This is a genomic window from Paenibacillus peoriae (assembly GCF_022531965.1).
Taxonomy (GTDB): domain Bacteria; phylum Bacillota; class Bacilli; order Paenibacillales; family Paenibacillaceae; genus Paenibacillus; species Paenibacillus polymyxa_D.
Map to the genome: position 1 here is coordinate 4,693,989 of NZ_CP092831.1, position 25,619 is coordinate 4,719,607.

Consider the following 25,619-nt stretch of genomic DNA (forward strand, 5'->3'; position numbering starts at 1 on the left):
AGGATATCTATATGTTTTCCCTATTTTCGAGTATAATGCCGCACGAGACGGTCTCCCGCCATTTGCAGCAATTGAACCAATACGACCATCAGCACGACCGCAACGATCATTACAGCCGTTTCATAACGATAATAGCCGTAGTTGATAGCCAGTGTACCCAGTCCACCGCCCCCGATCATCCCGGACATTGCCGTGTAGGATACGAGTGTAACGACGGTAATGGTTAATGCGGCTAGCAGTCCCGGAAGTGCCTCACGTAACAGCACACGCCGGATAATTTGTCCTGTCGAGGCCCCCATTGCTTGTGCGGCTTCAATGACACCCTTGTCCACTTCACGCAGAGACGTTTCGACAAGACGTGCGAAGAATGGGGCAGCCCCGATAACCAATGGTGGGATGGTTCCCAACACCCCGGTCGAGGTACCTACCAGCGATCGTGTAAAAGGAATAAGTGCAACGATCAAAATGATAAATGGCACGGAACGTAAAATGTTAACGATGAATGATAATACAATGTATATCACCTTCATCAGAGTCAACGAGGAGCGGCTCGCCAGAAACAATAATATGCCGAGCGGCAAACCAATAATGAGGGTGAACAATGCGGATGCACCGAGCATCTGAAGGGTTTCCAGCGTAGAATTCCCTAGCTCTTCCCAACTCACTTGTGAAAAATCAAGTTCGCTCATTGTCCGATCACCTCCACATCAAGTCCTTGCCCAGACACTTCGCGCAGCGTATGCTCTATATCCTCATGATTTCCTTCAAAACGAACGATTAGCTGACCATAGGGTACATTTTTAATCGTAGATATGGTTCCCTGCAAGATCGCAAAATCAACCCCAGTGCTTCGAGCCGTACGCGACAGAATCGCATCATATGTTTTGCTGCCCAAAAAGGAGATACGCACCACCTGTGCCGACTCGCCCTCACCTGCTGCCACAATCGCTGCTTGCAACTCCTCGGGATGTTCTGACTCCCGCTGGATAAAGTCCTTGGTTACCTGGTGCTGTGGCTTCAAAAATACTTCCGCCACCGGACCTTGCTCCACGATGTCACCCTGATGAATGACGCCAACTTTATCACAGATGCTTTGAATGACATGCATTTCATGTGTAATCAGCACGATGGTTAAATTAAATCGCTGATTAATATCCAGCAGCAATTTCAGGATAGACCCCGTCGTCTGCGGATCAAGCGCAGAAGTCGCTTCGTCACACAGCAATACATGAGGATCACTAGCCAACGCCCGCGCAATTCCTACCCGCTGTTTCTGTCCACCTGAGAGCTGTGACGGATATTTTCCACTGTGCTCTTCGAGACCCACCAGTTCCAGCAGTTCACGGACCTTCTGGTCCAACTTCTGCTTGGGCGTGTTTACCAGCCGCAACGGAAATGCAATATTGTCATATACCGTCGCCGAAGACAACAAATTAAAATGCTGAAAAATCATTCCGATTTTTCGGCGCTGCATTTGTAACTGGGATTGACTCACAGTAGTGAGGTTTACCCCGTCTACCCATACTTCACCTGAAGTAGGGCGTTCCAATAAATTAATACAGCGGATCAATGTACTTTTCCCTGCCCCGGAGTGACCAATCACTCCGAATATTTCTCCACGCTTTATAGAAAGATTCAACCCAGACAGCGCATTTACGCGTCGGTTGCCTTTGCCATAATGCTTGGTTAACTGCTTAAGCTCTATCAACGTGCTGCGACCCCCTTCACTTCTTCCTTACCCTTTTTACCAGTTGTCATCTCTCAGGATTGTATAAAATCGCTATTTATTTATACAAAAAAGAGCCCCTTTCACAGAATGAAAAGGGCCCCACCTTGCGATCCTTTTCTCATCTGCCAAAATCGCTATAACTCTAGCGGTTTTGTAGGAATTAGCACCATCATGTTCCCTCCCAGTGTATTACACCGGGAAAAAACGGGTTGCCGGGCTTCATCGGGCCAGTCCCTCCACCTCTCTGGATAAGAAAAATATGTTAAACTCCAGCTTTAGCTGTCCGTTAAGTTTATATAAAAAAACATAATTCAAGCATTTTTCTGAAACTAGGTTTCAGTATAGATAGTTTACATTGCTTTGTCAAAGGATATTTTCTATCATATTTTTGGGCGTACTGCCCGGTTCTTCCATTGTTTCGCAGTATAAGTAAAGGCGATTGACAACGACCGACACACCATTTCCAAGCCCTGCTGCAAATCTTCCAAATGGTGATCAAGGTCCTCCAGTTGGATTTTTCCATACAAAGCTCGGTGTCGTTGCCAGAGATCATCCTGCATTTCTGTATTCATATAGTGTATCTCCGTATTTCGCCGCTTACGCAGCCGATTGATCGCATCGTTGTATGTATCCTTGATATCATATAAATTATCGGTCAATACAGGATGCATTTTGAGATACTTGAGCTGCCGCAACACGGTAAAATACGAATAATGCGCCTTATACTGTCCTGTTTTTAAATCATACAGATCATTCAGCCAGTTGCCCAGCTTATCCAGAATGGAAAATACCCTCACAAACCCATCTTTATAAAAGAAAACATACAATGCATAGTCGGATTTTTCATCCTCACTCATATCTTCAGCATATCCGGCTTTCACTTTCATACGGAAAAAGGCGGCAGCATGATGGCTCTGCTCCAGTTCATCCAGAGATGACATTAGACCGCGTGTCAAAATATCCGCCTTCCGAAAATCGTGGGTCGGATCTCCACCAGCCTGAATTTGCCGTTCCAGCAGGTTCAACATATCTGACATGCTATTCATGGCATCTAGCAGGATGCCCTTGTTCACACGCGGCGGCTCACCCAGTAGCTTGCGTATCATGCTTACGCCTCCTTATAAATATAAAATCCGGCTGTAGGTTTAATTAGGGCGTCAAGCGAAATAACTTGTCCATCGTTGATCTACAAGCTTAACAATATCCTCACGCGGTAACACCTCATCCGGATACCCCGGCTTCATACGCGCATCCACTACAATCGGCAGCTTATAGTTCAGATGATGCAAACGCACTTCGCTGTCCGCGTACATATCCGTAGCCGGGTTAAAGCGAGTGAATACCGTCCACAGGAACGAGGCTTGAGAGCGAACGACTTCCTTGGCATCGTCCACAATGAAAACGAGCGGCCACTCTTGCTCACCCGCAGCTAATCGCTCCAATACACACGCAGCGAGTTCAGGCTCCTGCTCAAAGGAAGAGCCGGACACAACGAGGCACCCTCCGCAATAGGGCTCAATTTCACGAATGCCCGGCAGATCGCCTCCCTCATAAGCACGAGGCAATTCACGTACAGGCTCACCTATTCCCATCAGGATCGCCTTACTGCCATGATTCAGCTTGCGGCCTGTGTAATCGAGTGTATCGTGTGACGTGTGATTGAAAATAAATAAATCCCTTGCTGGATTAAATCGCTCCAGAATGGTTTCTAACAGCAGGTTAAAGTCAGATAAATCAATGACTCGATCTGTCAGCATCAGGAACTTGGTCAATGACAATTGACCTTGACCCAAAATGGTAAAACCGGATACAAGCGCTTCACGGGAGTAGCTTTCACGTACGACTGCCGCTGCCAGCGCATGTACGCCCGTTTCCGCATACGCCCACAGGGACTTGACGGAAGGCATCACAAGCGGATAGGCAGGCGACAGCAGACGTTGCAAAAACTCACCGAGGTAGTAGTCTTCTTGCCGAGGCTTACCTACAATGGTTGCCGGATAAATGGCATCCTTGCGGTGATGCATATGTTTGACATGAAATACAGGGAAATCATGCTGTAATGAATAATATCCAAAATGATCGCCAAACGGGCCTTCCGGACGGCGTTCATGAGGTGGCACATAACCGCTGATTGCAAATTCTGCTTCTGCTGGAATCCGATGACCCCCAAGCGGGTCCTCTGTCATGGGCAGCTTGCCTCCCATAATAAGCGAAGCCAGCAACAGCTCAGGCAAGTTTTCCGGTGCTGGAGCAATGGCAGACGCAATCAGAGCAGGCGGGCCACCGATGATAATCGTCGTAGGCAACGGCTCATTACGCAGCTCCGCTTCATGATAATGGAAACCGCCGCCTTTATGAATTTGCCAGTGAATGCCCGTCGTCTGATCATCATAAATCTGAATGCGGTACATCCCCAGATTATGATCCTTGGGCTGACCTGGCTTCTCGGTATACACGAGTGGAAGGGTAATAAACGGTCCTCCATCCTCATGCCAACTGGTCACTTTAGGCAGTGGTGCCAGCGGAGCCTCTGTACGGCGAACTCCCAATACAGGAGCCTCGCTATGAGATACTGTTTTTAGGCCTACTTTTAGCATGTCCTTAATCAGGCCACGTTCATTCCACAATGCTTTGGGTGTAGGTGGAAACAATGTTTTGGTTGCTCCTACAATCGCATCCATCAGTTGCTCTGGGCGCGGGCCAAAAGCCATGTCCACACGGCGATTCGTGCCAAACAGATTACTGGCTACAGGAAACGGAGTTCCTTTTACATTCGTGAACAGCAGTGCCGGCCCTTCTTCCTCAATGACTCTTCGATGAATCTCAGCCAGCTCCAAGTAAGGATCGACAGGTGCCTCTATAATTTTAAGATGATTTTCTTTACGCAGTGCTTCAATAAATTGGCGCAAATTCTGGTAGATCAACTGGACGATTCCTCCTAAGCAAATCAAGCCCTCGAGAAACTCGTGGGCCTGGTTTGTTTCTTATATGCTATTATACGTGTTTAAACGCCACTTGGGCAAAAAATCCGCTTCACTATGATCTATGAAATGCTTAGGTACGTTGTGCTTGGGTCGGAACAAGCTTGCGATCCGGTGACAATTGCCATACACGATAGCTCAGATAAGCCAAGATGGAGAACAACGATGCAATCACCAGCATATGCCCCAGCACGATAAACATGTAGATTTCAGGTCTGTTGACGTACAGCAAGATAATTCCAATCACCACTTGAAGCAGGATTAACAAGACCGATACAACACCCAATATACGGATGTCCCGGTGATTCGGGTGATAACGGTATGCGTAGTGACCCACAGCCAAGATAATGACGAACAGCAGACCGGCTGAAATCTGATGAAGCAACAGTGGAGATATGAAGCCTCCAATATTTACAACCTTCTGGATGACCGAGTGACTAAGCAACGCCCCTGAATAGACAGCAATATAGGTATAGATCGTCGATAGCCATATAAAATTACGAAAGCCCCGACTGACAGGCCCAGGAATCAGACGCGGAGTGTGGCGTGAGTCCGCATGCTCCTGCCAGGCCCCCAGCGTCATCATAGTCGCACTGGCAAAAGCGATAAGCGCAAAGCCAAAATGCAGTCCCATGACCGCAGCTGATTGGGAGAATATGACAGCCAACGCCCCCATTGCACCTTGTATGATCACAAACAAGAGCGTGAGCAGCGAGAATAGCTGTAAATCCTTTCGATGCTTCATAAACAGCAAAAAGCCAACAAATGAGGCGATAGAAAGAATCCCGGCCATGGCACTGACGGAGCGGTGAGAGAACTCAATAAGGGATGCGATCGTATGTGCCGGAACCAGCTTACCATTGCATAGCGGGAATTCCCGGCCACAGCCCAGACCCGAATCCGTCCGCGTCACAACACCTCCACCGAAGGTAGCCAAAAACATGACAATACATGTTACGAGTGCCAGCCATTTTAATATTCTAATTTTGTTATTCAAATTCACCCGTATCCTTCCAAATATAATATTTATTCACTTTATATGTTGTGAAATGATCACTTATAGTAATTATAACTGATATATCGTTCCTTGACATACGAGCTTTGTTGACAAAATGTGAACGTGTTCGTGAGAAAGCCGCCCCCTTGAAAGGAAGCGGCTTTCTGAATGTCTTGATGTTTAAAATTCAATTTGGAACCTTCATGTATGCATGTACAGCATTCATTATTTTGCCAAGCTCGTATGGACTTCAACAGCCCGATCCAAAAATTGCTCAATCTCCTCGCGGGATTTGCGCAGTCTGTTCACCAGACGTACCAGTTCTCGCCCTTCACTGTAAGCGATAAAGCTAGGAATCCCCAATACATTCTGCTCTTGACTGACGCTTTCGGCCTGTTCTACATCAATCTCAATTAATGTAAGCTTATCTGCATATTGTTGTTCCACATCAGGCATGAACGGATCAATGAAATGACAATCCCCACACCAGTCCGCCTTAAATACAGCCACCGTTACGCCCGGAGTGGATATTGCCTTATTAAAGTCTTCATGAGAGACGATTTTTTGCATGGATGATTCCTCCTTAAATTCTTTTTATACTGAAAAGATTGCACTTTCTATTGTAACGCCAAGTGAAGCTTTTGCACACTCCCCCATTCTGCTCACATGCCGATTGGAAGCCCTCTCATTGAGGCATACTAAAGATATACTTAAGAATCCACCACATAAACGACGACATCCTAACAGCATACCCAACTTACTTGGCAGGATACGGGGATGCTTGCAGTTGGAAAGGAGGTTATTTAGTCATGTCTCTTACCGAATGGCTCCATACGGCATCTCGACAGCTTCAGGGAGGGCTAAAGTTACTGGGTTCCGTTCCCCGTGTTGCTGAGGAAGCTTGGGAAGGCAAACGGGCAGCCTGGACCGAATCCCGCAAATTACGCTACCCCTTGCGTGAACTAGCGTGGGATTATCATACGGCACAGGCCGCTATGAATGAAGCTGAAGCGTTAATGTTGGTGAACGGACCCGCTACGCGTCCCTCTTCTCTGAATATGCCCTTATGCGAAACAGACTGTGAGCTGCTGGAGCGGATCAAGAACGATACAGCACAGGAGAATCGCAGCAACGTTACCCGCACTGCTGCTTACCTTGAATGCTATCGTGGCTACCCGGAGTTACACTGGGCATTACTGGCTCACCTGGTTTCTCGTAATGGCGGCTATCATATGACCGATCTGAAAGGGGGACTGATTGACAACCTATTCGGCGAGCAGGAAAAGGAATGGCTGTATCGGCTACTGGAGCGCTGTAACGCCCTTATTTTTCAAGACGCTTATCCGCAGTTGCAACTTTACATGCACAGCCGTCATTTAGGTCGGAGTTGCTTTCATTTGTTGCCTTATTTTCACGTTTCGCCATTCATGAAGCCCTTTTGGGAACGTTTCTGGGCATGGCGTGATAGCTCTCTGTTGACTGTGGCGCTCATCATTAATGAACAAAACTATATTGAAGGACGTGTAGTAAAAGATCCGTATTTTCAAAAATTTGTGACACACAAGCCGGGCTTTTATTTGCATGACTGGCTCCAGCTTAATCAGGTTATATTTCCACTTGGGCTAAACGGTGGGCTTGCTGGACTAGTGATGGAGCGTTTCGGCCATTTGGACGAGCGGATCGGCTTTGGCAAAAGTCTCTATGCTATGCTCTTCGGCCATCAGCAGGTGCTGGACCAGGCATCAGCATTCGCTAACAGTGTGCCGCATACGGGTTCACGCAGCGACTATTGGCCTGGACTATTCACCCCGAATGAACAAAAAGCGTTGCACTCTCCAGATGAAAGTGCAACGCTTTTAGCACATGAATGGCTACCGCCAGGACAACGTCTGTACAGCCCGGAGCTGAACGCCGTCTGGTCCGATACAACTTATGATCCAATCCCCCGGTATGACTGGTTTCAGGACGGCTCCACACTTGGGCATCTAAGCGAACCAAGGCGACCGCTGTTATTTGCCATGCGCCACGAGCATCGCCATGGCATACAAAAAACAGCAATGGCCCACGTTGCCCATAACAGCTTGCAACCTTTCCACTGAAAGACTGGAGAGCTCTTTTAGCCTCGCTGTCCTGTGGACTCACGCTGTAGGCGCATTAACGGACGTAGTACCTTTTGCAACATACGTGGGTAGTTGCCCAGCTCGTCCCTGCGCAATACGCGCAATACAACCAGCAACACCAAGTAGCATACCAGTACAGTCGCTCCGGCAATGCAGCATGCGATGAAGAAGGCTACACGCGCAGGCATCAGATGCACCAGCAGAATACAGGCTTCATTTACACCGTATCCGATAGCTCCTGAGACGACGACTGCGGTTAAGAAACCTGCCCAGCGACGGCCCATGATGGAAAAGGAGACGATCCCTTTAAGCACACGCAAATTCAGCAACGTGATCACGAGGAAACATAATCCGGTTGCGGCAATGATCCCGTAAATCCCAAGCCAACCAGCCAGCAGCCAGCTCGCTGCAAACTTGACGACGATCCCGACCATGACATTAACCATTGAAATACGCGGCTTGCCCATACCGATCAATATCGAATTAGAAGTCATCATCGTAATCTGGAATATCGTTCCGAGTGTCAGAACAGCGATGATACCACTGCCTCCAAGCGAGCTGAACAGTAAACCATTAATAGAATAGGCGGTCACACATAAAGCCAGCACAATCGGCATTCCAGTCAAAATAGAGATACGCAAAGCCAGCGTCATCTGATTTTGTAAATGCTGCTCATCCTTACGAGCAAATGCCGCTGAAATGATCGGAATGAGCGATTGGCTGAGCGCAATGGCCAAAATCGGCGGAATCCCCGCCACACTCTGTGCCCGAGAGCCTAGATAACCCAACTGAGTAGTCGCCTGATCCAACCCCACTTGACCAGACAGCAGTCTCACCACAATCGAGGTATCAATAAAGTTGACCGCCGGAACGGTCAGAGACGACAATACAATCGGAATGGAAAGCTTAAAAATATCTTTGTAAATGCGCATCATCGGTAGCGCGGAGCTTTCCTCTTGGAATTGATCTTGACGATCCTGTCGATCCTGACGACGCAATTTTACCGTGTAGTACAACATGACCGCCAGAGCGCCAAGACTTCCCATGACACCCCCAAAGGAGGCCCCAGCTGCAACCTCGCGATCTCCATAACCCAGCTTCAAAATAATAAAAGCGAGTATAATAGCGGTCGCTACCCGTGCAACCTGCTCCACGATTTGTGAAATACCGCCTGCGGTCATATTACCGCGCCCTTGGAAGTATCCACGCATCATAGCAATGGCAGGGAACAGCAGTAATGCTGGTGCCAAAGCCTGAATGGCCAAAGCGGATTGCGGAACCCCTGCTACATGCTCGGCAAAATAAGGCGCTCCAAAATACAGCAGCGCTGTAATGATAATGCCTGCCGCAGCCGCGAATATTAAAGCTGCACGATACACACGTCGCGCTTCCGAAGGCCGATCCAGTGCATAACGTTCTGAAACCATTTTGCTCAACGTGCTTGGAATGCCGGCCGTAGCCACCGTGAGCAGCATCAAGTAAGCGTTGTTCGCAATGGTAAACGAGGCGTTCCCGACGGAACCGAGCAGATGCTCCAGTGGAACACGCTGTACCAGACCAAGCACTCTGGCCACCAAGGCGGCAGCGGCTAAAATAAGCGTACCTTTAAGGAATGTTTCTTTATTGGACAAAATGCGTTCCCTTCTTTCTTGCTGTTCACACGCATGCAAAAGCCCCGCACAAACTGTCATGGCCTGAGCCATCACCGGTGCGGAGCCGCATGTCGATTCTGTCTCTGCAAATCATAATAAATGATAACGAATCTCGGGTTATAACACCCAAATTAAGAATACAATAATCATGGCAAGCTGCAAAATCACTTTCATCACGGTGCTGGTAAAAAGGCCTAACACAGAGCCAAAGCCCACTTTAATAGCTCGGTCCAGCGGGGCTTTGCTTATCAGCTCACCTAGCACAGCGCCAATAAATGGTCCCAAAATCAGGCCAAATGCCGGAATAACAAAGGGGCCAATAATAATCCCGATAGTACTCAGTATCGCTGACAGGCGCGAGCCACCAAATCGCTTAACTCCCCACGCATTCACAGCATAATCCGCAACAAAAAGGGCAACGACGATTAGTGTTTGTATAATCCAAAACAGTGCATTGTATGGAGCAAACGAGAAAAACCAGCCGTATACAAAAAATGCAAAATAGATGGCGAGCGCCCCCGGCAATACGGGATATACCGCCCCGGCCATGCCCACAATGAATAGCACAATAACAACAATCCAGCCTACAACGTCCATGGGCCTCCTCCTTCTCGTCCATTCATCCTGCTAGCTGCATCATTCGTTTTATTACACAAGCACATAATCACGGATCACTTCTACAATGCCGTCGTCATTGTTCGAAGCCACGACCACATCAGCGGCTTCTTTAACCGTATCCTGAGCATTCCCCATGGCTACGCCCAGTCCAACCGCTTGAATCACAGCCAGGTCATTCAGACTGTCGCCAACGGCAACCACCTGCTCCAGAGTAATGCCAAGCAGGTCGCACACTTCAGCGATTCCACTGGCCTTGGATATACCAGCTGGGTTAATTTCCAGATTCGTCATTGAAGAATTGGAGATTTCAAGTCCACCCATGTCCTGAAGCTTCAGCAAAATTTGGTGGCGAATTTCGTCATTTTCCGTATTATAACCGAATTTAAGCCATTCCTGTGTGTCCAATGTATTCGGCCAACGATCTCTGTTATATAATTCCTCCGTTGAGTAAGCCCAGAACCAGGAGCCTGTTTCTACAGCAATCTGGTGCATCTTACGAACGAGCTCCTTATCAAGTAAATAACGACGCCACAACTCGTGGGGTGATTTCCACACCTCACTGCCGTTTACGGTTACCATTGGCGTCTCCAGGCCGAGTTGCTGACCGTAAGGCAGAGCATGCATCGCTGCACGTCCGGTGGACAAGCATACATGGATCCCTTCCTGTATCGCCTTGTTAATCCAGTTAATCGTTTCCAAGGAAATTTCATGATTATCATTCAGTAAAGTTCCATCCATGTCGAGCGCAAGCAGTTTGTATTTATATTGGTTCTCTCCCATAGTGTCTCTTCCTCCTGTATGTCCCTTATGTCCAACGACATTTTACCATGAAAAAGAGAAGCCCACAAAAAAATTCAAGTCCTCACTTTGCTGCCAGAGGCTTTTTAGGAGTACCATCTAGCCCATATACTTCGTCATACGCATCAAATATTTTACGCGCAACCGGTCCCGCGCTCGTCGCACCAAAGCCCCCTTCAGGAATGATGACCGCTACTGCCAGCTTCGGATTTTGACGGGGAGCAAAAGCGATGAACACCCCGTTATCTTTAACCGTACGTCCCACCACCTGCTCGGAAGTCCCCGTTTTACGGGCATAATCGTAGGGAAATCCGTTAAAAGCTTTAACATCCGTAGCCATACCCCGAATCACTGTATTCCAGTACGTATCTGAAAAAGCGACCTCATTCAGTACCTTCGGCTTAAATTCACGTACAAGATTCCCCTGATCATCTACAATTTTGCTGACCAAATGAGGTTGCATACGCTTGCCCTTTGTTGCCAGTACAGTCGTATACTGGGCTAGTTGCATGGCTGTATACTTTCCCTGCTGACCAAAGGATGCCTGTACCAAACGTGTCAACGCACTTTCCTTTTTGCTAGTATACTCGAGTCTGCCTGCCCACTCGCCCGGCAGATCAACTTCAGTCGGTACGCCTAATCCAAATTCCTTCATATACTTGTCCCATACGTCAATTCCCTGATGCACCCCTGCATTACTTCCGTATTTGCCATATAGCGGCTTGCCGATCATATCCACCATAAACGTATTTGACGAGACCTCAATTGCCCTGCTAGGTGTCAAAGAACCATACACATGTCCGCTAGAGTTCCCAACCCGGCTGGAGCGATTTTTGCCGTAGTACGCACTTCCCGTATCCTGATAAGTCTGTCCGGGAGAAAACAGGTTTTCCTTCAACCCGATCAGCACGGTCAGCGGTTTAATGGTTGAACCCAGAAGCACCGAGGATTCTGGATGTGGACCCGCTTTTCCGCTAGGGACGGATTTAATGGTTCCATTTCCCATTTTGTGCTGAATTTCGTCATATACCGAAGGTGAGGTACTTCCACTTTTCCATACATTAGAGTCATAATCCGGCATACTGGCCATTGCCACGATATTTCCGGTCTCTACCTCCATCGCTACAGCGAAGCCAGTCGTTGCGTCTTGATGAAGCTTCCCCGATACGGCATGAGTATGAAGCCAGTGAAGCTGATCCATAATGGCCTGTTCGGTTTTCTGCTGAATTTCCTTGTTGATGGTGGAATATAAATGATGTCCTTTTTCAGGAGGAGTAATGGATTCAATGCCCTCCGGCATGCTGCGAGGATTGACCTCTACCGTTTTATATCCGTTTTTCCCTCTCAGCTCGTCCTGATACTGAAGCTCCAAGCCATCATATCCGACCGTTTCACTTTCCGAATAAACCTGTGCCGGTTTTAAAACCTCCGAATTCGCTTCATAGAGCTCTTTATATTTGGGCCGGTTCGTTCGAGCTCCTTTGAACTTGTACATATATCCAATCGTTTGTACCGCCACCCGATCCGGGTCATAATGGCGTACACTTTCTTCTACAACCTCTACACCAGGGAACTCTGTCCGATGTTCCAGAAAATAAGCGATTTCCTCCCGACTCAGGTCGGATTTGACCAAACGTGGGGTAAATCCCCTATATTGATTATAGTCCGGGTCCAGTCGCTTTTTTATTTCCTCTGCATTAAGTTGCTCCCCTTCGGTACGACCCAGTTCGTTTAATTTGGCAGCAAGCTTGGCAGCAAAAGCATTAAGCTCAGGGAGCAGCTTTTCCCCCGGCTTGCGATCTTTCTCCGTACGTTTGCTATAATCCTTAGATAAAGTTACATACAAGGACTGTACTGAAGTCGAATACGCCAGCTTAACCGTACCTGTGGAGTCATAAATCGTGCCACGACTCGGGGCTAACGGGACATTTTTCGTATTTACGGATTGCTGCTGGCCTTTCAGCTCCTCCGATTGTACAAACTGCAATACAGCTAGTCTGGTAATGATCAGGGCAAACAGCACAAAAGCACTAAAAAACAGCAGGTTGGTTCGTAAAACCGTCCGTTTTTTTCGTGACTCTTCATTCTCTTCATCATTTTTCTTTTTGAATGAAAACTTTTTATCCAAACTTCCTCTGTCCATATTAGCTTGTCATTACTCCTTCCAATAGGGCATATTCCTGATCCTACCATATCCAAAGCCATAAACGATGAATTCCGAGATGACAATTTTGTAAGAAAACGTAGAAAAAACATAAAAAAGCTTCCCTCAGCCCAAAGGCTATGAGAAGCTTTCATGAAATGATATCATATAAAATGATTATGGCTGTTGGGTTGCGTTAGGATCGGTTGCTGTGGCATCCTTTTTCTTAGGTACCCCGTCCAATCCATAAACTTCGTCGTAGGCATCAAAGATTTTACGTGCCACAGGTCCGGCGCTCCAGGCCCCGAAGCCCCCTTCAGGAATAACAACCGCTACTGCAAGTTTGGGATTTTGACGTGGAGCAAAGGCAATAAATACCCCGTTATCTTTTAGTTCTCTGCCCACACTTTGCTGCGATGTCCCTGTTTTGCGAGCAAAGTCATAAGGGAAACCTTTAAATGCGCTGACATCTGTTGCCATCCCGCGTATGACTTCATTCCAGTATGCATCCGGAAATTTCACTTCATTCAGCACCTTCGGCTTAATTGTTTGAACTACATTGCCGTTGGTATCTTTAATTTGACTGACCAAATGTGGCTCCATCCGTTTGCCCTTGGTAGCGATCATTGTTGTGTACTGGGCAAGTTGCATAGGTGTATATTTACCTTGTTGACCAAAGGATGCATATGCCAATTTGGAAAGTGCTGACTCTGATTTACTCGTGTACTCCCGCCAACCCCGGAACTCACCGGGCAAGTCTACTCCAGTAGAAACACCTAATCCAAACTCCTTCATATAACGATCCCATACGTTAACGCCCTGGTCTTCTGCGGCATTGTTGATGTATTTGTTATATAATCGTTTGCCAACCATATCGACCATAAAGGCATTGGAGGAATGGCGAATAGCGGTAGCCGGGTCCATTGAACCGTACACATGACCAGAAGAGTTGCGCACCCGTGAGGAGTTGTTACGTCCGAAATAAGCCGCCCCTGTATCTTGATAGTACGTATTTGTTGTAAACAGTCCTTCTTCCAATCCAATAAGAACAGACAGCGGTTTAATAGTTGATCCGAGAAGTACAGTAGAATCAGGGTGCTGTCCAGATTGGCCAGAGCCGACGTTCTTAATGGTGGCGTTTTGATACACATGTTCAATCTCTTTATATTTATCTGTCGAAATTGTACCCGTTTGCCAGTAATTCGCATCATAATCCGGCATACTAGCCATAGCTACCACATTTCCTGTATCTACTTCCATCGCTACAGCGAAGCCTGTTTTGGCATAAGGATGAGTCCTACCAGATACAGCGTGTGTATGGAGCCATCTCAATTGATCCATAATGGCATTTTCAGTCTTCACCTGAATTTCTTTGTTAATCGTGGAATAGACATTATCCCCTTTTTGCGGAGGTGTAACAGAATCTACGCCTTCAGGCATATTGCGCGGATCAATTGGAACTGTTTTATATCCGTTTTTCCCTCGTAACTGTTCCTGATATTGAAATTCCAGTCCATCAAAGCCAACAGATTCATTATCCATATAAATGAGGCCCGGATCATTTTCAGCTGACATGGATTTTTGGATGTTTTTATATTTATCCAACGTTTCACGTGCACTCTTATAGCTTTTAATGTAGCCAACCGTTTGGACAGCTACCGTATCAGGATCATAATGGCGTACCGTTTCCTCAACGACATCTACGCCCGGAAACTCACTCTTATGCTGCATAAAATAGGCCACTTCATCTTTGTTAAGATTCGTTTTAATCAAACGCGGCGTAAAACCGCTAAATCGCTGATAGTTCCGATCCATAGCGTCCATAATTTGTTCTGCCGTCATTTTCGGCTCATCTTTATTACCATATTGTGCAAATCGATTTGCCAGCTTTTGTGTCATGTTTTCCAGCTCAGGCAACAGCTTTTTATCAGGCTTACGCAACTGCTCCATACCATCACTGTAATTCTTGGAGAGCGTTATATAGAGCGACTGTACTGGTGTAGAATATGCCAGCCTGTTCTGTCCGGTTGAATCATAAATCGTTCCGCGAATCGGCGTAAGTGGTACATTTTTGGTAACATTACTGGCCTCCTGCTGCTTAAGCTGAGGTCCATCCACGAATTGAAGTATCGCCAATCTTACAATGATGACTGTAAATATAATGAACGAGCTGAAAAAGAACAGATTGATCCGGAAGCTAAATCTTTTTCGGTCGGATGTCTCATTGTCTTTTCCTTGCTCGTTGTCCATCTTTCTCATGTGCCCTTTTCCACTCCTTCTTAAATCACTTTATCCTTAATATGTGTTTGGGCAAAACCGGGCGGGTTAAACCAGTCTCCACTTTGTGCCCAGGTCGGGTCTAGGGGTACCCACTGATCCTGTCCGCTCAAATATACCTCATTCCAGGCATGGGACCCGTATCCTCCCTGTCCGTTGTACCCAAGGCCTGTTACAACCTTGACCTGTAGCCCCTGCGAACGAGCCATCATTGAGTAAAGGCGGGCATAATCAATGCACACTCCTTTACGTGTATCAAACGTATCTCTGGGAGTCTGTTCATGCCAGTCACCACGTTGCTCATAGGCTTCGACCTTACTGTAATCATAGCTAATACGGGTGCCTACCCATTCATACAACGCTCTAGCTTTTTGCTCGTCACCGCTAGCCCCTTCTGTAATCTTGGCCGCTGCCTGAACGATATCGCTTGGAATGTCCCGGTCGATTATTTCATATTTGCGCTGCATGATACCATTCAATTCCTTGGTAACAGCCTGCGTAAATACGGGCAGCTTATCCTTAATCAGAGTCCCCGACAACGGCTCAATGACCGATTGCGCACCTTGCTTATAAATCGGTGAAGCTTGTACGTAGCTGCTAAACCCGCTGTCTGGGTACAGACTTACGCCTATGAACAGCAGGGCTATGATTATCATGGCGCGAGCTCCACCAATAAGAGTACCTATTCCAGCCCCTGCCACCCTGCTGAAAAAGCCCGATTTTTGGGGATGCTCATGGAGAGAGGAATCTGATTTTCCACCTACCATCAACACATAAATGGCACGCAGTATAAACTGGGCAATAGCATAACTGAGCATGAACAATACGGCGAATCGCAGCAGCGGAAAACCTTCTATCCCCGCCACAAGCGTATAATAAAATTGCTCAATCCCGCTTAGTTTTCGCTGTGGCAAATGCTCCATGTAAGCTGCCAGCCATTGTTGCACCTTCGGTGAAAGCCACATGGCTAATCCGAGCGAGCACAAAATACCCGCTACAGTCAGTATGCCATCCACAATAAGACTAAACAGCGCCCCTACAGATCTGGAAGCTCCTCGTCTCCAGCCCTGAATCAACGACAGCAGTACAATGACAATTAAAAACACCGTCACGCCATTCCAATGAAGAATAGGCTCCAGCCAGGATGGTTTCATTGTGTTCCTCCTGTCTCTACGGCGACTGTGGCGACTGTGTTACAGCCGAGCCTTTTGCACCTTCGATATATTTCTTGACGGTATCGCCCATACTCCACTCGCCCAGCGACATCCCCTGAAACCATACCTTGACCTTGTCACCATCAAATGGACCTTTCACTTCCAAGTTGGAGCTGGTTACCGAAAACGTACCATCCGCGTTGGATGTGTATTGGGCATCCCGTCCCTCTTTGATCATCATGTTCAAGGCCTCGCTCTGAACCTTGTTAATCGCATCATCCTTTGCCTGAGTAACGACCTTGCCGACCTGTTCAAAGGAAATGCCACTGTAGATAAGCAAGCCTGCAATTACGACGATGACAATCAGCCATTTTATGAGAGTTCTTACAACCTTCAATATGACTAACAATAGGACAAGCCCAATTAATATATACAGCCAATTATCTTGAACAATCTGCCAATTATGTTCCAAAAACTCTCTCCAGACGCCCTTATCCATTTCGCTACACTCCCGTTTTCAACTACATGATTCGAATTGCAAAATTGTCTCTGTAATTATACATGATTACGCAATGTCCTGTCAGCTTAGGTCTTATACATACCTTGTCTTTCAATTCTTGTCCATACAAAGTGGTCTATGTTCGTCCAATCCAGCGTACAACTTAGGAAGGGCCAATACGAAGTAACATGAAAGTTTACATTAGGGAAAGGGGGTCATTCACATGAAAACAGCCCTCTGGCTGTATCTCTTTTTGTTCATTGCCTTTTTTGATCTGCATGCGCAATATCCTATTTTGACGCCATTCGCCATCTCTCTGGGGGCAGCTCCTACCTTTATCGGTTGGATGATGGGGATTTACTCTCTGACTCACCTGCCTGGCAATTTGATGGCAGGTCCCAAAGTCGACAAACACGGCAGTCGCCGATATATTATGTTCAGCCTGACAGCTGCAGGCCTGATCCTGATCATTCAATCGTACATCCATACACCGTGGGAATTACTTTTTCTGCGTGCGATTAGTGGCTATGTGTTGGCTTTTTTATCTCCAGCCTGTCTGGCCATGCTGGCGCAACTGTCTGATCATCCGGTTACGCAGGGTAAATATATGTCGGGGCATGGTGTCGTCCATACGTTGGCCTCTGTTCTGTCTCCAGCCGCAGGCGCATTTATCGTAGCCAGTTTTGGCTTTAGCGAGACATTTAGTTCCCTTGGCATCATTCTCGTAATCACGGGGCTTATGGCTTATTTCACCTTACCCAAAAAAGCACCCGCTCCGCAGGCCCAATTATCTGATGGTCATACGACACCTGCTCCACTCTCGGCAGCACAGACGCGGTTACCATTCAATTGGCGTTACCTGCTTTTACCTTTTGTTTTGGCGTGCGCACAAGGCATTTTATTTTATGAGATCCCATTACGAAATAACGGTTCTGCGTCCATGATGTCCACCGGATTGCTTTTTTCCATCATCAGTTTGGGAGCACTCTGTACGCTTAGTTTGCTTTTTCTGAACAAATATTCACCGATGGTTAGGCTACTTTGTGGCATTATTCTGATGTCTTTAAGCTTCTATGCACTCGCCACCACGCCCGAAGCGACAATAGGCATCATCCTGTTTATTTTGGGAACAGCCAAAGGCATCATTTTTCCAGCGCTGGCCTCTCTCTTCATACGAATTGGAGGTGCTCGATTGGGCAAAACCTTTGCCCTGCAATCCATTGCAACGTCAATCGGCTCCTTTGCCGGGCCTGTACTGGCGGGTCAGCTTCCGGATCACATATCCCCTTTTTTTATCGCATTTCTGATTCTGATGGCTGGCCTGCTATTCGTTCCCGTTAAGCGCATATCTCCGACGCCGCCACTGTCTGCCACAGGACCTTATCATTCCTAGCTAGTCTGAGGCAGTGGGTATGCTAAAATGCTATCTTTAAAGCCCAAAATGCCGTTCCAGAGGGCAGATGCACAGTACACTATACCCCTATCCACATAGACTATTTTGACTGAACATTCACTAATAAAGGGAGGTGCAGCCTGTGAGCCACTGTCATCCTGTAAGCCCTTGCCCTGTTTTTGGAACTTCAACTGGCACCATTCTTGTTCTTTATATTCTGCTCGTCATCATTCTCCGTACTTGCTGGTTTTAATGTCTAAATTGCCCTAACATGTTGTCCCTTGTACCCATGCCTGCCACTTCTGGCAGGCTATTTTGTTATTTTTTGCATGAGAACCCTATTTGGAGCTACACTATACTCATATTCTTCATTTCCCGGGGAATTTCGAGCATATGTATCAGACAAGGGGTGAGCTTAAATGGCGATAACCGTGATCGTCGAAGGGAAAAATGACCGCAGCAAACTTCGCCGATTACTTGACCCGGAGGTTCACATTTTATGCACCTTCGGCACACTAAACTCTATAAAACTGGAATCCCTCCACAAGCGAGCCAAGCACGACGAAATATATTTATTTATGGACAATGACAGCTCAGGGAAAAAAATAAGGGGTGTGCTTGCAGACTCTTTTCCAGATGCCTACCATATGTATACCCGCAAAGGATACGCTGGCGTAGAAGGGACTCCAGACGAATATGTGATCGCTCAATTGGAAAAAGCAGGATTAGAAGAATACATTATATACCCGCCACCTGTTCTTTAGTCTTGAATAACAAAAAAGCTGTCCTCAGGCCGCTTTCATGCCTGTTGGACAGCTATATGGTGTACTATAAAATGCCTCTAAAATGACATTAGAATTTATGAACCGTATCGACGATCATCAGCAAGAAGCTGAGTGTCAGATGGTTAATGGAAAAGAAAAATACTTTTTTGGCCCAGGAATCCGTTTCTTCTTCCTTAATCGTAAAACCTTTAAAGGCATAGAATGCCCACAGCACGGACAGTAACACGGACACGATCATAAAAATCATACCGGCATATCCATAAGCATACATAAGGATGGGTACCGGAATCAGCAATACAATATAAGGAATCATCTGAATTTTGGTCCGATGGATACCTTTTACGACTGGCAACAACGGAAATCCTGCTGCGCGATATTCCTCAACTCTGCGAATAGCAAGTGCCCAGAAGTGAGGCGGCTGCCATAAGAACAGGAGAGCGAATAAAAGCCAAGCGCCCATATCAATACGACCCGAAGCGGCCACATAACCAATTACAGGAGGCATTGCACCAGAAATACCGCCGATGGATGTACTCCATGTAGATGAACGTTTTAACCAAAGTGTATAAATACCGACGTAGACGAACATACCAAGTAATCCCAGTAATCCTGCCTTTACACCAGAGAAGAAGAATAGAACAGCTAACCCGACAACACCCAAAATAATAGCGTATGACAACACCGTTGTAGGGGTCAGACGCCCTGTTGGCAGTGAGCGATTACGTGTACGTTCCATTTTCAAATCCAGCTCACGGTCAAAATAGTTGTTAAAAACACATGAAGATGCCATAACCAGCATTGTACCTAAAAGTGTAAGAATTAGCTTTATATAGTCAACGTCCCATTGCGATGCTAACCAAAAACCACCAAAGGCTGCAACCAGATTGGTACGAAGGATGCCTGGCTTGGTAACTGTAATAAAATCTTTCCAAGTGCCCGCTTTGCCGGGTGGTTTAGATTTTACAGAATAGGTAGCCGCATCCGAAGAAGTCTTATAACTTATATTATCCATTGTGAGTAACTCCCCCTTAGAGATGTATGAATTCGGGAGTAAGTTGAACTCCGATATAAATTTTATCATATACCTACCCCAAAAAGTTTGACAGAAAACGCACAAAACGTTCACAATTCCGATGGCAAATCGCCCCTGCTGATCGTTTACAGTAAATTTGGGTAGTAATAAGTACAGGAAACAATACAAAAGGAGCGACAGATATGGATACAGCCACACACTTTGTCATGGGAATCGGATTGGCCGGTCTGGCCTACACTGACCCTGTCGTCGCCGGAGATCCAAAGTTGGCCGCAGTGGTGCTGCTCGCTACAGTTATAGGGTCACAAGCTCCGGATTTTGACACTTTGCTTCGGTTGAAAAATAATGCAGCCTACATTCGCAATCACCGTGGACTGTCGCATTCAATTCCCTTCTGGTTGATATGGATCTTGTCAATAACAGGGCTAATTTGCCTGATCTTCAGAGATGTGCCCCCAGGTCATGTAGCATTATGGGTAACGATTGCCGTCTGCCTGCATGTATTCACAGATTTATTTAATACGTACGGAACACAGGCATTCCGGCCGTTTACAAACAAGTGGATATCTTGGAATATCATCCATATTTTCGATCCCTTTATTTTTGGCACCCATGTTGCTGCGATTATGCTGTGGATCACCGGATTGATTCCACCCGCTCCCTTATTTATTACGCTGTACGTCATTATTGGCCTGTATTACATTTGGCGAACCTGGAGTCATTTTATTACCAGAAAAGCGGTACGTAATATGGACAACGAGCGTCAGGAGGGCGACAATTATTATATCATTCCCACCGTATCATGGAACCGGTGGCATGTGGTAAAAGCTCATCAGAATGGAAGTTATGACATTGGCGGATTAAATGGCTCGCACTTATTTTGGACGAAACACGCAATTCCATCCACACATCCTGCCGTAGAAGCATCCAAATCCTATCGCGATGTGCAGGCATTTCGCTATTTTTCCTCCTTTGCCGTTGCCGAGGTGGAAGAACTGGAATGGGGCTACATTGTGCGATGGGGAGACGTGAGGTATCGACACCGGAGGCAATATCCATTCGTGGCTGTGGTCGCGATGGATAAGCAGTTCGGGCTGATCAACAGTTATATCGGATGGCTCAGTGACGAAAAGATGCAAAAACGCCTTTCCCTGCATACGAATTAAAATCTGCTTACAAGCTAACAACCAGCCGTATGAACAAGAAACAGCAAGTTCCCCCTTAATCTGGGAGCTTGCTGTTTTTTTGGCCATTCGCGCCAAAAATCACATCTCATGAAAGCGCCCTCTTGACGAAGCGGACTTGCGTGATTCACAATGGTCATAAGCCATGCGTAAAAAAAATCCGGAGCATGATCGCTCCGGATTTTCTTCATGACAGTTGCTCATAATACAGCTTCCAAGATGGAGTGTTTATGTGTATTACTGCAAACGGCTGCTGCCCGACAAGGATTGTTCTGCTTGTTGGACTAGCTTTTTCGTAATATATCCCCCAAGAGAACCTGTTTCGCGGGAAACAACATTACCGAAGTAACCGTCCTGAGGGATGGTGATGCCAAGTTCTTGAGCTGCCTCATATTTTAATTGTTGTAAAGCGGCGTTGGCCTGCGGTACTTGCAGGTTGTTTGAACGACGTCTGCTCATATTTGAATCTCCTTTCAGTTCTTTGTGAGTGAGGTTCATTGCAAGCTTGCAAGATTATTATGGCTCGCTTACAACTACTTATTCCTGAAATTCAACATTCGAACACTGGAGGTTTTTACCAATGAGCAAAGGTTTATCCCTATGGTTCGCCGTTTCATCCATTGTCCTGCTGACCGCAGCCGCTATATCCATCAGTTATTCCGCATGGCTTGCCATTCTACTGGGGCTATTATCTGTCGGCAATATTGGCTGGGGTTTCGTGGTTAAAGCCCGACAACGCCGCTCCTAATCCAATCCTATAAAAGGCCTAATTCGTTTCGCCTCAATATGCTTTAGCGTAGACGTGGCAGAAAGCCCATGCGCTCTTTGACCGCAGACAGCGTGACTTCAGCAGCTTCTTGTGCACGCTCTGCGGATTGGGCCAAAATATGTCCAATTTCACCAGATTCCCGGATATCGCGATAGCGTTGCTGAATCGGTTCAAGCATAGCCACAACCGTCTCTGCCAGTTCTTTTTTAAATGTCCCGTACATTTGGCCTTCATAACGATCCTGCACTTCTTGGAGCGACAAACCGGAACACTGGCTGTAAATGCTCATTAGATTACTAATTTCAGGTTTATTGGCCAGATCATATCTAACCTCACTGCCAGAATCGGTCGTAGCGCGGCTGATTTTCTTGCGTATGACTTTCGGTTCGTCCAGTAGCGCAATAAAACTGCCTGCATTCGGATTACTCTTGCTCATTTTTTTGGATGCATCATCCAGGGACATAATTCTCGCCCCTACTTCAGGGATATACGGCTCGGGAATTGTAAAATAATCTCCATAACGATGATTAAAGCGGCCAGCCAAGTCCCGTGTCAGCTCCAGATGCTGTTTCTGATCTTCGCCCACCGGGACGAGATCCGCGTTGTAGAGCAAAATGTCAGCTGCCATCAACGACGGATATACGAACAACCCTGCTCCTACGGAATCCTTGCCAGCAGCCTTGTCCTTAAACTGAGTCATACGTTCCAGCTCGCCCATATTCGTCAGTGTTGTCATCAACCATCCCAGCTCAGCATGCTGAGGAACATGGGATTGTAAAAAGACGTTGGATTTCTCTGGGTTAATACCCGCTGCAATAAATAATGCCGCTACCGCCTCCGACTGCTCGCGTAATTGAGCTGGTTCCTGCGGTACGGTAATCGCATGAAGATCTGGAACCATAAAGTAACATTGGTGATCCTCTTGCAATTTGACAAAGTTTTTCATTGCACCAATGTAGTTGCCCAAAGTAAGTTGTCCGCTAGGCTGAATACCTGAAAGTACAGTTTTCATACTCTTCCTCCTCCGATTATTTCAATATTTAGAACGCAAAAAGGCCCCGCATCCTCAAGGGACGCGAGACCGTGGTACCACCCTTATTCATTGCCGTCAGCCTTTGCTTATCGGAGCTATGCGCCATGACTGATTGCAATCTTAAAGCTCCGTTAACGGGGAGCAATCGGCCGTCATACTGAGGACTGTAAAATCCTGTTCTGTGCGGCACTCCAAGGTCCATTCAGCAATGCAGGCTCACCGGTTCCCATCCACCACCGGCTTTCTGAAGAGCTTATGCGAAAGCTTACTTGTCCTCATCATCGCGTTATCCATGTCATTACTTTCTAAACTACATTAATGATAATTCCGCATAATGTTATTGTCAAATGACGATTGTGCCCTACGATCAAAAATCTGTTATCATAATGACACGAAGCTTCAACCGATTATAGTGGACAAAGGAGCATGGATATGAAACAAGTGACCAAAGAACACTGGAACGGTTACGACACGTATGTTTTACATAGTGGTGAACTGGAAGTTACGATGATCCCTCGCCTCGGGAATAATATTATCTCAGTGCGTGATCTGAAGCTCGACAGGGATATCGTACGTCGGCCCGGTGAGGAAGAATTGGCTTTTTATTTACAAAAGCCTTATCATTTTGGCTTGCCCATTTTGATTCCTCCTGGCCGAATTCGCAAAGGACAATTTGAGTTTGACGGTGTTCCTTACCAGTTCGACCGAAATACAGCCAATGACAACCATATACACGGTCTGCATCGTAATCAATCCTGGCGCTGCAGTGATATTGAAGAGGATGAAGAAGGTTGCAGTGTCACTACCGAGCTTTTGACAGAAAGTGATCCGCACTGGATGGAACAATTCCCCATTCCTTTGCGTCTGGAGATGACGTATCGCTTGCAGGGTGCTATATTAAGTCAAACACTGCGCGTAACCAATTTGGGTGAAAAAGCAGCCCCATTTGGCTTGGGATATCACACTTGGTTTATGGTGGACGGAGAACCTGAGCGCTGGCGCCTAAAGCTACCTGTAAACGGCGTATATGAACAGGATGCTGAACAGCTACCTACAGGTATCATTACTTCGTTGAATGACTTGGAACAGCTCTCTTCGGGTCTTTCTCTGAAAGGAACGAATCTAGATACGTTGCTGCGGGCAACGGAAGGCCCTGCTGTAGCTCTTTTGACTCGTGATGATGGTTATCAAATCCGCTACACAGCAGATGAGCAATACTTTAAGTATTGGGTGTTATACACCAAAGGTGAATGCGATCAGTATCTTTGCATTGAGCCTTATACCTGGCTGTCAGATGCTCCTAATTTACCTGATCCTGTTGAAGGAGGCGGGCTGATCCGTCTGGAGCCTAAGCAATCCATCGATCTCAAAACTCAGATTCATATCATATATCCGTAATTTCCCTCTAGTCACTTTCCTTCCTTCGGCGCATATTTTCATAACTCTGTCGCATACTAACCTCATCACAGCCGAAGGAGGTGACTACACATGAATGAAGCTAATCAAGGCAGAAGTCGTCGCAGTAACAACCTTGTTGTTCCTCAAGCCAACAACGCACTGCAACAATTGAAATATGAAGCTGCACAAGAGCTGGGCATCACCATTCCGGCAGATGGTTACTACGGTGACATGCCATCCCGTGAAGCTGGTTCTCTGGGAGGCTATATCACTAAACGCTTGGTACAGCTGGCCGAACAGCAATTATCAGGACGTTCAGGTCAATAAGCGTCATTATTCCACATGAGCATTCCGTTCATCGTAATTTACCAAAATGCGTTATAACGGGCATATAACATAGGCGGTCTTCCCAAGGAAGGCCGCCTTTTCTCTTTTTTAAATTAGGATTTTGCAAAATTCTCATATTGATGATTATTCCGAATTAGCCGCTCGGTATGTAGGCTTGTTGTAGCGGATCATGAGATTCGCCATGTTGTAGTTGGACTCCAGTGTTGCATCTACCAAAATCGTTCCTTGTCTGATGGCAAAATCAAAAGCAATCTCACCATGAGTCCAGCTACGCTTATGATTTAGCGTTTCTAGGGCCATACGCCGAAAATCCTCCCGATGCTTTGCTGATAACCCCGGTTCTACTGCTGCTAACGTGCCACCTTTACCTGCAAGCGGATTATGGCGAATCCCAAACTTCCCAACTACATTGTTACGTATTTGTACAAATACGATGCCTGACGACAAACCCGCCAGTTCATTATCCAGTTCTTTTAAAACGATATCCATCTGCCTTGCCAACGACAATTGACCTACTTCATCCATTACAAAAACCCTCCTATATACCTTGTCCAAAAATAATTAATAGGTCTTACGACTCAATTATATGCGAAGATTTTTAACCTTACAATCAAAACCAACATAATTGGGTATTTATAACTATTTTCTAAGTATATCCATCATTTTAAATTTCGCCAACAGGTAATGTTAATTACACTTCGACATTTT

The 25,619-nt window shown here is 46.6% G+C and carries 24 protein-coding genes, 1 pseudogene and 1 riboswitch; of the genes and pseudogenes, 8 read left to right on the plus strand and 17 right to left on the minus strand.

Annotated features, from left to right (window positions below):
• Positions 1–20: 20 nt before the first annotated feature.
• The 6 genes from MLD56_RS20755 to MLD56_RS20780 all read right to left on the minus strand — a co-directional run bounded on the left by MLD56_RS20755 (position 21) and on the right by MLD56_RS20780 (position 6,277).
• The gene (locus MLD56_RS20755) at positions 21–689 is read right to left on the minus strand and encodes a methionine ABC transporter permease (RefSeq protein WP_025723588.1); all 669 of its coding nucleotides are present in this window, start codon (positions 687–689) and stop codon (positions 21–23) included.
• A complete protein-coding gene (locus tag MLD56_RS20760) occupies positions 686–1,708 on the minus strand; it encodes a methionine ABC transporter ATP-binding protein (RefSeq protein ID WP_241113418.1) in 1,023 nt (340 codons plus the stop codon). Before MLD56_RS20760 ends, MLD56_RS20755 begins: the two co-directional genes overlap by 4 nt.
• A 136-nt stretch (positions 1,709–1,844) precedes the next feature.
• Positions 1,845–1,984, minus strand: a riboswitch (SAM riboswitch).
• A gap of 125 nt (positions 1,985–2,109) precedes the next feature.
• On the minus strand, positions 2,110–2,835 hold the full coding sequence (locus MLD56_RS20765; protein WP_029518219.1) for a Cthe_2314 family HEPN domain-containing protein: 726 nt from the start codon (positions 2,833–2,835) through the stop codon (positions 2,110–2,112).
• Positions 2,836–2,886: 51 nt separating this feature from the next.
• Complete coding sequence (locus MLD56_RS20770) at positions 2,887–4,653, minus strand: UbiD family decarboxylase (protein WP_029518218.1); 1,767 nt, start codon at positions 4,651–4,653, stop codon at positions 2,887–2,889.
• Positions 4,654–4,783: 130 nt separating this feature from the next.
• Positions 4,784–5,713 carry a COX15/CtaA family protein gene (locus MLD56_RS20775; RefSeq protein ID WP_029518217.1) on the minus strand — a complete coding sequence of 310 codons (930 nt, stop codon included), beginning with the start codon at positions 5,711–5,713 and terminating at the stop codon, positions 4,784–4,786.
• A gap of 219 nt (positions 5,714–5,932) precedes the next feature.
• On the minus strand, positions 5,933–6,277 hold the full coding sequence (locus tag MLD56_RS20780; RefSeq protein ID WP_029518216.1) for a thioredoxin family protein: 345 nt from the start codon (positions 6,275–6,277) through the stop codon (positions 5,933–5,935).
• A 239-nt stretch (positions 6,278–6,516) separates the two neighbouring features.
• Between MLD56_RS20780 and MLD56_RS20785 the strand changes: the two genes are divergently transcribed.
• Complete coding sequence (locus tag MLD56_RS20785; RefSeq protein ID WP_029518215.1) at positions 6,517–7,806, plus strand: DUF2515 family protein; 1,290 nt, start codon at positions 6,517–6,519, stop codon at positions 7,804–7,806.
• Between the two features lie 17 nt (positions 7,807–7,823).
• On the opposite strand, the gene MLD56_RS20790 is transcribed toward MLD56_RS20785, so the two are convergent.
• The 7 genes from MLD56_RS20790 to MLD56_RS20820 all read right to left on the minus strand — a co-directional run bounded on the left by MLD56_RS20790 (position 7,824) and on the right by MLD56_RS20820 (position 16,968).
• Positions 7,824–9,458, minus strand: coding sequence for a putative polysaccharide biosynthesis protein (locus MLD56_RS20790; RefSeq protein WP_029518214.1), 1,635 nt, complete (start codon positions 9,456–9,458; stop codon positions 7,824–7,826).
• A 138-nt stretch (positions 9,459–9,596) separates the two neighbouring features.
• The gene (locus MLD56_RS20795; protein ID WP_023990190.1) at positions 9,597–10,076 is read right to left on the minus strand and encodes a DUF456 domain-containing protein; all 480 of its coding nucleotides are present in this window, start codon (positions 10,074–10,076) and stop codon (positions 9,597–9,599) included.
• 51 nt (positions 10,077–10,127) lie between these two features.
• Positions 10,128–10,877, minus strand: coding sequence for a Cof-type HAD-IIB family hydrolase (locus tag MLD56_RS20800; protein ID WP_029518213.1), 750 nt, complete (start codon positions 10,875–10,877; stop codon positions 10,128–10,130).
• Positions 10,878–10,959: 82 nt separating this feature from the next.
• Positions 10,960–13,038: a peptidoglycan D,D-transpeptidase FtsI family protein gene (locus MLD56_RS20805; RefSeq protein ID WP_029518212.1), complete on the minus strand. Its 2,079-nt coding sequence runs from the start codon at positions 13,036–13,038 to the stop codon at positions 10,960–10,962.
• Positions 13,039–13,215: 177 nt separating this feature from the next.
• On the minus strand, positions 13,216–15,297 hold the full coding sequence (locus MLD56_RS20810) for a peptidoglycan D,D-transpeptidase FtsI family protein (RefSeq protein ID WP_029518211.1): 2,082 nt from the start codon (positions 15,295–15,297) through the stop codon (positions 13,216–13,218).
• Positions 15,298–15,317: 20 nt separating this feature from the next.
• Positions 15,318–16,469, minus strand: a complete 1,152-nt coding sequence (locus tag MLD56_RS20815; RefSeq protein WP_029518210.1) for a transglutaminase domain-containing protein — start codon at positions 16,467–16,469, stop codon at positions 15,318–15,320.
• Between the two features lie 16 nt (positions 16,470–16,485).
• Positions 16,486–16,968: a hypothetical protein gene (locus MLD56_RS20820; RefSeq protein ID WP_029518209.1), complete on the minus strand. Its 483-nt coding sequence runs from the start codon at positions 16,966–16,968 to the stop codon at positions 16,486–16,488.
• A 223-nt stretch (positions 16,969–17,191) separates the two neighbouring features.
• Here MLD56_RS20820 and MLD56_RS20825 point away from each other — a divergent pair, with 223 nt between their 5' ends.
• From MLD56_RS20825 to MLD56_RS20835, 3 genes and pseudogenes are all read left to right on the plus strand, one after another.
• Positions 17,192–18,361 (plus strand): MFS transporter, encoded by a 1,170-nt coding sequence (locus MLD56_RS20825; protein ID WP_029518208.1) that lies wholly within the window; start codon positions 17,192–17,194, stop codon positions 18,359–18,361.
• 184 nt (positions 18,362–18,545) lie between these two features.
• Positions 18,546–18,614: pseudogene (locus tag MLD56_RS20830) on the plus strand (YjcZ family sporulation protein); the annotation flags it as partial.
• Positions 18,615–18,780: 166 nt separating this feature from the next.
• A complete protein-coding gene (locus tag MLD56_RS20835) occupies positions 18,781–19,125 on the plus strand; it encodes a toprim domain-containing protein (RefSeq protein ID WP_029518206.1) in 345 nt (114 codons plus the stop codon).
• An 88-nt stretch (positions 19,126–19,213) separates the two neighbouring features.
• On the opposite strand, the gene cyoE is transcribed toward MLD56_RS20835, so the two are convergent.
• Positions 19,214–20,158, minus strand: a complete 945-nt coding sequence (gene cyoE / locus MLD56_RS20840) for a heme o synthase (protein WP_013311855.1) — start codon at positions 20,156–20,158, stop codon at positions 19,214–19,216.
• 203 nt (positions 20,159–20,361) lie between these two features.
• Here cyoE and MLD56_RS20845 point away from each other — a divergent pair, with 203 nt between their 5' ends.
• Positions 20,362–21,345: a metal-dependent hydrolase gene (locus MLD56_RS20845; RefSeq protein WP_029518205.1), complete on the plus strand. Its 984-nt coding sequence runs from the start codon at positions 20,362–20,364 to the stop codon at positions 21,343–21,345.
• A 255-nt stretch (positions 21,346–21,600) separates the two neighbouring features.
• Here MLD56_RS20845 and MLD56_RS20850 read toward each other — a convergent pair whose 3' ends face one another.
• On the minus strand, positions 21,601–21,822 hold the full coding sequence (locus MLD56_RS20850; RefSeq protein ID WP_013311857.1) for an alpha/beta-type small acid-soluble spore protein: 222 nt from the start codon (positions 21,820–21,822) through the stop codon (positions 21,601–21,603).
• A 121-nt stretch (positions 21,823–21,943) separates the two neighbouring features.
• Between MLD56_RS20850 and MLD56_RS20855 the strand changes: the two genes are divergently transcribed.
• Positions 21,944–22,111 (plus strand): hypothetical protein, encoded by a 168-nt coding sequence (locus MLD56_RS20855; RefSeq protein WP_007431986.1) that lies wholly within the window; start codon positions 21,944–21,946, stop codon positions 22,109–22,111.
• 43 nt (positions 22,112–22,154) lie between these two features.
• On the opposite strand, the gene trpS is transcribed toward MLD56_RS20855, so the two are convergent.
• On the minus strand, positions 22,155–23,144 hold the full coding sequence (trpS, locus tag MLD56_RS20860; RefSeq protein ID WP_029518204.1) for a tryptophan--tRNA ligase: 990 nt from the start codon (positions 23,142–23,144) through the stop codon (positions 22,155–22,157).
• Positions 23,145–23,597: 453 nt separating this feature from the next.
• Between trpS and MLD56_RS20865 the strand changes: the two genes are divergently transcribed.
• Both MLD56_RS20865 and MLD56_RS20870 read left to right on the plus strand, forming a co-directional pair.
• Positions 23,598–24,563 (plus strand): aldose 1-epimerase, encoded by a 966-nt coding sequence (locus MLD56_RS20865; RefSeq protein ID WP_029518203.1) that lies wholly within the window; start codon positions 23,598–23,600, stop codon positions 24,561–24,563.
• 90 nt (positions 24,564–24,653) lie between these two features.
• Positions 24,654–24,890: an alpha/beta-type small acid-soluble spore protein gene (locus tag MLD56_RS20870; protein WP_013311861.1), complete on the plus strand. Its 237-nt coding sequence runs from the start codon at positions 24,654–24,656 to the stop codon at positions 24,888–24,890.
• A 144-nt stretch (positions 24,891–25,034) separates the two neighbouring features.
• Here the strand turns inward: MLD56_RS20870 and MLD56_RS20875 are convergent, their stop codons facing one another.
• Positions 25,035–25,436 (minus strand): hypothetical protein, encoded by a 402-nt coding sequence (locus MLD56_RS20875; RefSeq protein WP_029518202.1) that lies wholly within the window; start codon positions 25,434–25,436, stop codon positions 25,035–25,037.
• Positions 25,437–25,619: the final 183 nt, after the last annotated feature.